This window comes from Devosia insulae DS-56 (assembly GCF_000970465.2).
GTDB lineage: Bacteria > Pseudomonadota > Alphaproteobacteria > Rhizobiales > Devosiaceae > Devosia_A > Devosia_A insulae.
Genome location: NZ_LAJE02000104.1, coordinates 1 through 5,997, shown reverse-complemented (window position 1 = coordinate 5,997; position 5,997 = coordinate 1). Strand labels below are relative to the sequence as shown.

Genomic DNA, 5,997 nt, shown 5'->3' with positions numbered 1-5,997 from the left:
GAGCTGGCCCTTGCCGCGGATCGACTGATCCACCGTGGTGAGCGCCGGGTAGACCATGCGCGAGATCGAGAGGTTATCAAAGCCCATCACCGAATAGTCCTCGGGGATGCGCTTGCCGAGCCGGTGCAGGCCGGCAAGGAGACCGGCGGCGATCAGGTCGGCGGTGCAGAAAGCGGCGGTGGTGTGCGGGAGTGCCACAAGCTTTGTCGCGGCGTCGGCGCCCCAGTCGAAAGTGACGGAGCCGGAGAGAATGCGGGCGGGATCAAAGCCGATGCCGGCTTCGCTGAGCGCCCGCTTGTAGCCGTCAACGCGGCGCTCGATCACCCCATCGGTGCGGATGACGCCGGTCACCAGCGCAATGCCCGAATGGCCCTTGCCGATCAGGTACCTGGTGGCGCGATAGGCGGCCGCCTCGTCGTCGACGCCGAGGCGATAGAAACTGGGATCGTCAATGTAGCTGTCGATCAACAGGGTCGGCAGGGCGAGTTCGCGCAGCCGTTCGTAAAGCGCCTCACGGTAGACGCCGAGGACGATCAGGGCGTCCATGTTCCAGTGCGACAGGGTGTCGAGTTGGGCGTTGCTCTCGCCCACTCCCGACAGCATCATGTAATAACCGTTGGCGCGCAGCGCGCTTTCGATGCCGGAGATCATCTCGGCATAGAACGGGTTGTCGAGCAGCAGCTGGTTCTGGTTCTCGGTGAACGGGATGATCACCCCGACCATGCGCGAGGCGTTGGAGACGAGGCTGCGGGCGCTCATGTTGGGGCGATAGCCGAGCGTCTTCACCGCCGCCATGATGCGCTCGATGGTTTCGTCCGAGGCCTTGGCGCGGCGGCCGTTGATGACGTTGGACACCGTCATTGGCGAGACCTTCGCGGCAAGCGCAATGTCCTTGATCGTGGCCCGTGCCAAGTCTTTGCTCCTCCCCAGGAAAGCCGATTTCGGCTCCACGGTTTTGCGTTAAACCTGCCAGCTCGTGGTGCCGCGCGACGATTCTTGCTGCGATCGATCTGCGTGGGAGCGGCGTCGGTTTTACGTTAAACCGGCGATATTGATATGCCCCCATCGGGTGCCTGTCAACGGCACCTTGATGGTCACGGCCGGAGAGCGGGGCAATCACGCTCGCCGGGCGAGAATAAGCGATGGTTTGGCGCAGTTCTGTCCGTTGTCAGCGAATTGTCAGCTTCCCGTCAGCATCGCGTGGCTAAGAGTGGCGATCGAGGGTGAAACTAATCTGTGTCAAATCACGTTTCTCATCTCGCGGCGGTTTCACGCCGTTTTGATTGGCGGGCCGCAAGGTCCGGCAATAACTCAGCAATTCGAAGCCAGTGGCTTGGGGTACTCACATGAACAGACGGCGCATCCTGATTGTCGACGACGATGCCGACCTGCGGAAGACTTTGATCGATCAGCTGACGCATTATCGCGAATTCGATCTGGTGGAGGCGGAATCGGCGTCGGATGCGCTGGGCAAGGTCCGCGGCGCGCATGTCGACCTGATGCTGCTCGATGTCGGGCTACCCGACATGGATGGCCGCGAGGCGGTAAAGATCCTCAGGCGCGAGGGCTTCAAGAGCCCGATCATCATGCTGACCGCCCAGGACAGCGATTCCGATGAGATCCTCGGACTCGAGTCGGGCGCCAATGACTATGTGACGAAGCCCTTCCGCTTCTCGGTGCTGTTGGCGCGCATCCGCGCTTCGCTGCGCCAGCACGACCAGAGCGAGGACGTGGTGTTCACCATCGGGCCTTACAGCTTCCAGCCGGCGGCCAAGCTGCTCGAGGCGCCGGATGGGGCCAAGGTGCGGTTGACCGACAAGGAAACCTCGATCCTCAAATATCTCTACCGGCAGGGCCCCAAGACCATCACCCGCGAGATCCTGCTCAAGGAAGTGTGGGGCTACAACAACCGGGTCACCACGCATACGCTCGAAACCCATATCTACCGGCTGCGCCAGAAGATCGAACGCGATCCCTCCAATGCGCGGCTGCTGGTTACCGAGGACGGCGGCTATCGACTGGTGCCGTAAGGCGCCGGGGCTGGGCGACGGCCGGTGCATAACTTTTGCCGCGTGGGCGGACGCGGCAAAAGGGATTCCTGACAGCGGCAAGAAATGCTCTATATCGGGGGCCGCGGCACAACCGGGCGCTGAAGCGCTGGGCATGTGGCTGGCGGTCCGGGAATAGGGCGGGATGCAACTCGACGACGCGGCGACGATTCTGGGACGTGCGGATTTCTTCGAAATCTGCGACGCCGAGCAGCGGCGATTGCTTGCGTTCGCCTCGGAACGGAAGAAGTACCGCCCCGGCAGTGTCATCTATGCCTCCGGCGACCAGCCGGAAGGCGCGCATGTGCTGGTCTCGGGCACGGTGTCGAGCACGCAGGACGGCGCCGAGAACAACCCCTACCTGATCCACGATGTCGGCGCGGTGCTAGGCACCATGGCGCTGGTGATCCCCAAGCCGCGGCCGGTGACGATCAAGGCGGTGGACGCGGTGGAGACGCTGTTCGTGCCGCGCACCGCGTTCATGAAGCTGGCGAACCAGTATCCGGACCTGGCGGGCCGCGCCGCGGATCGGATCCGGCGCGAGCTCACCAGCTATCTCGGCGCCATCGAAGGCTCGCGCGGGCGCTTCGGCAAGGGGTAGGGCGTTCCTTCCACGATTGAGCTGCGCGGAGCCAGTCAGTGGTTGGCCGGCTGCTAGACATTCCCTTGGCGTCATCCCCGCGAAGGCGGGGACCCAGTGCGACCTCTCAGCTTCAGCGGGTGTCGCAGCATCCCACTAGGTTCCCGCCTGCGCGGGAGTGACGTCGGTGGTGTGCTGAGACGCAGTGCTTGGTCGGAGAGCGAGCCCACCCGCTGTTCCACGTGAATCAGTCGGGAATCACTGCGTCGACTTCGATTTCGACCAGCCAGTCGGGGTCGACGAAGGCGGTGACCTGCATCAGCGTGGTGACCGGACGGATAGTGGCGAAGGCCTCGGCGTGGGCGCGGGCGGCGTCTTGCCACAGCGCGATATCGGTCAGGATGATGCGGGTGCGGGTGACGTGCTCGAGGCTCGAGCCGGCATCGGCGAGCGCCTTGGCGATGATCTCGAGGCAGCGTCGGGTCTGGCCGTAGACATCGCCGATGGCAGCGGTGCCGCCTTCGGCCTCGATCGGCGCAGTGCCGCCGACCGCAACGATGTTGCCGACGCGGACGGCGCGGGAAAAGCCGATCACCGGTTCGAGGTAGGAGCCGGAGCTGATCAGTTTTCGCGACATGGCTGTCTCTTCCTCAGGCGAAGCGGGCGATGACCGGGACGTGGTCGGAGGGCTTGTCGCTCCAGCCGCGGGCAGGCTTGATGATCTCGGCGCCGGCGGTGTGGGCGGCGATATCGGCAGTGGTCCAGATGTGGTCGAGGCGGCGGCCCTTGTTCGCGGCCTGCCAATCCTTGGCCCGGTAGCTCCACCAGGAATAGAGCTTTTCCTCGGCCGGGAAATACTTGCGCACCACATCGACCCAGCCGTGGCCGCCGCTCAGCAGGGCGTTGAGCGCCTCGGTCTCGATCGGGGTATGGCTGACGACGTCGAGCAGTTGCTTGTGGCTCCACACATCGTGCTCGAGCGGGGCGATGTTGAAGTCGCCGCAGATCAGCTGCCGCTCCCTGAAATGGTCCTCGCCGAACCAGCTCTTCAGCTCCGAGAGGAAGCCGAGCTTGTGCTTGAACTTGGGGTTGAGCTCTGGGTCGGCGAGGTCGCCGCCGGCCGGGATGTAGAAATTGTGCACGGTGAGCGGCCCGAACACCGAGCCCTGGCCGAGATCCACCAGCGCCGAGACGTGGCGGCTCTCCTCGATCTCAAAGAAGACGCGCGAGGAAATGTCGGTCAACGGGTGCTTCGAGACGATGGCGACGCCGTGATAGCCCTTCTGGCCGTGCACGGCATGGTGCGGGTAGCCGGCGGCGGTGAACTCGTTACGCGGGAACTGGTCGTTGAGGCATTTAATCTCCTGCAGGCACAGCACGTCCGGGTCGTACTGGCGCAGGAAATCGAGGACGATCGGCAGCCGCAGGCGGACCGAATTGATGTTCCAGGTGGCAAAGCTCGTCGGCATGAAAAAGGCGCCTCAGGAATGGGAGGCGCCTCTTATGCAGAGCCGGGTGTGGAGCGTAAAGCCGGAAACCGCTCAGGTGTCGGCAGGGGCGGATTTCGAGCGGAACGTCGGGTCGATATAGAAGTAGGACTTTGGAATGGCGACGTCCTTTTCGACGTCGTAAAGCGAGAAGGTGAGCTCGGCGCCCGAAGGCTCGGTGAGCGTCCACTGCTTCATATCGAGGCTTTCGGTGTCGAACACCAGCGCCACCCGCACCACGCCGGCCGGGGTATCGTCCTGCAGCGTCACCGAGAAATAATCGTCCGACTGGGCGACGGCGACGATGTTGGCCTTGAACAGGTCGATCTGCGAATCGAGGAACTGGCGCAACGGCACCTTGTCCTGCGGATAGGCGTACTGGGTCTTCTCCTTGCGGTCGACGACGTAGAAGCCGCGGCCGACCGAGACGATCTGCTCATAGGAGGGGGGATTGTAGCGGAACAGGATCTTGCCCGGCCGCTCGAGGAAGAAGGTGCCCTCGATGCGCTGGCCACGCGTATCGATCTGCAGGAAGCGACCGACCATGGTCTTGATCAGCGAGTTGTGCTCGTTGATCCGGGTGATCAGGTCGCGCTCGGCATCGGTCAGCGCCCGGGCTTCCTGCGCCAGGGCAGGGAAGGCGGCAAGCAGAGCGGCGAAAGCGAGGAAGCTGCGGCGGATCATCGTGGTGACGTTCCCTTGATAGGCCTGAGACAGAGCATGCCTCTAGATAGCAATTGCGGCAACAGCTGGAAGGTTCCGCTTCAGGAATCGGTGCGATCCCTTTTGCCGCGGGCGATCTCGGTGGCGAGTGAGGCGAGTTTTTGGGTCCAGAAGCCACGGAAGCGCTCGAGCCAGTCGTCGATGTCGCGCAGCGGCGAAGCATCGAGGCTATAGACGCGGCGGGTGCCTTCGGGGCGGACGGTGGCGAAGCCCGAGTCGCGCAGCACCTTCAGATGCTGGCTGACCCCGGCCTGGCTGATGCCGAACTCGGCGGCGATGACCTCGACCACCTCGCCCGAGGCATGCTCGCGCTCGGCGAGCAGCTCGAGGATACGGCGGCGGACCGGGTCGCCGAGAACGTCGAACGCGTGCATCACATCTCCGGGGGCGGGGCCTCGCCGGTGTAGAACTGCCGCGTCGCCTCGGCTGCCGTCAATGCCTGCTCGCGCTTCTCACCGGCGGTGATGGCGGCCGCGCCCCAGCCGTCGCTGGCGGTGCGGATGAAGGCTTTGGCTTCGGGCAGTTCATGCCAGCCCGCCACGGCTTCCTGCGGCAGCTCGGCGGTGGGCTCGGCCAGGTGGCGGGCCAGCCCCATGAAGCCGAGGTCCCAGCCGACCCCGACGGCGCCGGGGCCGAACATGTCCCAGTGCGGGTCGATGAAGGCGACATGCTCGAGCTCGAGGCGCGCGCCGTCGGCGGCCGGCGACAGCGTGATGGTGATCCAGCTGATGCCGCCGCCGAACTCCCAGGTTGCGGCGATCTTCTGCCGCGGCTCGCACTCGGTGATGGTGCCACCGGCATTGTTCTCGACCTGGAAGCGGCCGCCGAGTTTCAGCTCGCCGCTGACCGGGGAGAACCAGCGGCGCAGCCGCTCGGGGTTGCTGACGGCATCCCAGAGATCGGCGACATCGGTGTCGTAGACACAGCTGGCGATCACCGCCTTGGCGGGTTTGCCATCGCGCTCGAGGTTGCGCACCGAGCGGGACATGGCGTTGACGTGGGCGGTGAGATCAAAAGGCATCGTCGCGTCCTCCAGTATCAGGTGACGCTTATATAAGGTGCGACTAATATTATGTCTAGGGGGCCGAGTTGGGTCACTCACGTCAGGGCTACGACATCGCGTGCGGGTAGTTCGGTGCGGGAAGAGTACCCCCCACCC

At 64.4% G+C, this 5,997-nt stretch carries 8 protein-coding genes; 2 read left to right on the top strand and 6 right to left on the bottom strand.

The features are described 5' to 3' along the window. Window positions 1-912: LacI family DNA-binding transcriptional regulator (locus VW23_RS06860; protein WP_069908839.1), on the bottom strand; the 912-nt coding region annotated here is incomplete at its 3' end. 434 nt (window positions 913-1,346) lie between these two features. Here VW23_RS06860 and VW23_RS06855 point away from each other — a divergent pair. Together VW23_RS06855 and VW23_RS06850 are read left to right on the top strand one after the other, a co-directional pair. Continuing rightward, a complete protein-coding gene (locus tag VW23_RS06855) occupies window positions 1,347-2,030 on the top strand; it encodes a response regulator transcription factor (protein ID WP_055047030.1) in 684 nt (227 codons plus the stop codon). 163 nt (window positions 2,031-2,193) lie between these two features. Then, complete coding sequence (locus VW23_RS06850; RefSeq protein ID WP_069908838.1) at window positions 2,194-2,649, top strand: cyclic nucleotide-binding domain-containing protein; 456 nt, start codon at window positions 2,194-2,196, stop codon at window positions 2,647-2,649. Between the two features lie 226 nt (window positions 2,650-2,875). On the opposite strand, the gene VW23_RS06845 is transcribed toward VW23_RS06850, so the two are convergent. The 5 genes from VW23_RS06845 to VW23_RS06825 all read right to left on the bottom strand — a co-directional run bounded on the left by VW23_RS06845 (window position 2,876) and on the right by VW23_RS06825 (window position 5,859). Continuing rightward, complete coding sequence (locus tag VW23_RS06845) at window positions 2,876-3,265, bottom strand: RidA family protein (protein ID WP_069908837.1); 390 nt, start codon at window positions 3,263-3,265, stop codon at window positions 2,876-2,878. Window positions 3,266-3,278: 13 nt separating this feature from the next. Then, window positions 3,279-4,097 (bottom strand): exodeoxyribonuclease III, encoded by an 819-nt coding sequence (gene xth / locus VW23_RS06840; RefSeq protein ID WP_069908836.1) that lies wholly within the window; start codon window positions 4,095-4,097, stop codon window positions 3,279-3,281. Window positions 4,098-4,169: 72 nt separating this feature from the next. Then, a complete protein-coding gene (locus VW23_RS06835) occupies window positions 4,170-4,799 on the bottom strand; it encodes a LolA family protein (protein WP_069908835.1) in 630 nt (209 codons plus the stop codon). Between the two features lie 80 nt (window positions 4,800-4,879). Next, a complete protein-coding gene (locus tag VW23_RS06830) occupies window positions 4,880-5,212 on the bottom strand; it encodes an ArsR/SmtB family transcription factor (protein ID WP_069908834.1) in 333 nt (110 codons plus the stop codon). Then, on the bottom strand, window positions 5,212-5,859 hold the full coding sequence (locus VW23_RS06825) for an SRPBCC family protein (protein ID WP_069908833.1): 648 nt from the start codon (window positions 5,857-5,859) through the stop codon (window positions 5,212-5,214). The genes VW23_RS06830 and VW23_RS06825 overlap by 1 nt, the downstream gene beginning before the upstream one ends. Window positions 5,860-5,997: the final 138 nt, after the last annotated feature.

Excerpts from the sequence above, each read along its gene's own strand:
- VW23_RS06855 (WP_055047030.1), top strand. The coding sequence starts at position 1,347 with ATGAACAGACGGCGCATCCTGATTGTCGACGACGATGCCGACCTGCGG.
- VW23_RS06845 (WP_069908837.1), bottom strand. The coding sequence starts at position 3,265 with ATGTCGCGAAAACTGATCAGCTCCGGCTCCTACCTCGAACCGGTGATC.
- VW23_RS06830 (WP_069908834.1), bottom strand. The coding sequence starts at position 5,212 with ATGCACGCGTTCGACGTTCTCGGCGACCCGGTCCGCCGCCGTATCCTC.
- xth (WP_069908836.1), bottom strand. The coding sequence starts at position 4,097 with ATGCCGACGAGCTTTGCCACCTGGAACATCAATTCGGTCCGCCTGCGG.
- VW23_RS06850 (WP_069908838.1), top strand. The coding sequence starts at position 2,194 with ATGCAACTCGACGACGCGGCGACGATTCTGGGACGTGCGGATTTCTTC.
- VW23_RS06825 (WP_069908833.1), bottom strand. The coding sequence starts at position 5,859 with ATGCCTTTTGATCTCACCGCCCACGTCAACGCCATGTCCCGCTCGGTG.
- VW23_RS06835 (WP_069908835.1), bottom strand. The coding sequence starts at position 4,799 with ATGATCCGCCGCAGCTTCCTCGCTTTCGCCGCTCTGCTTGCCGCCTTC.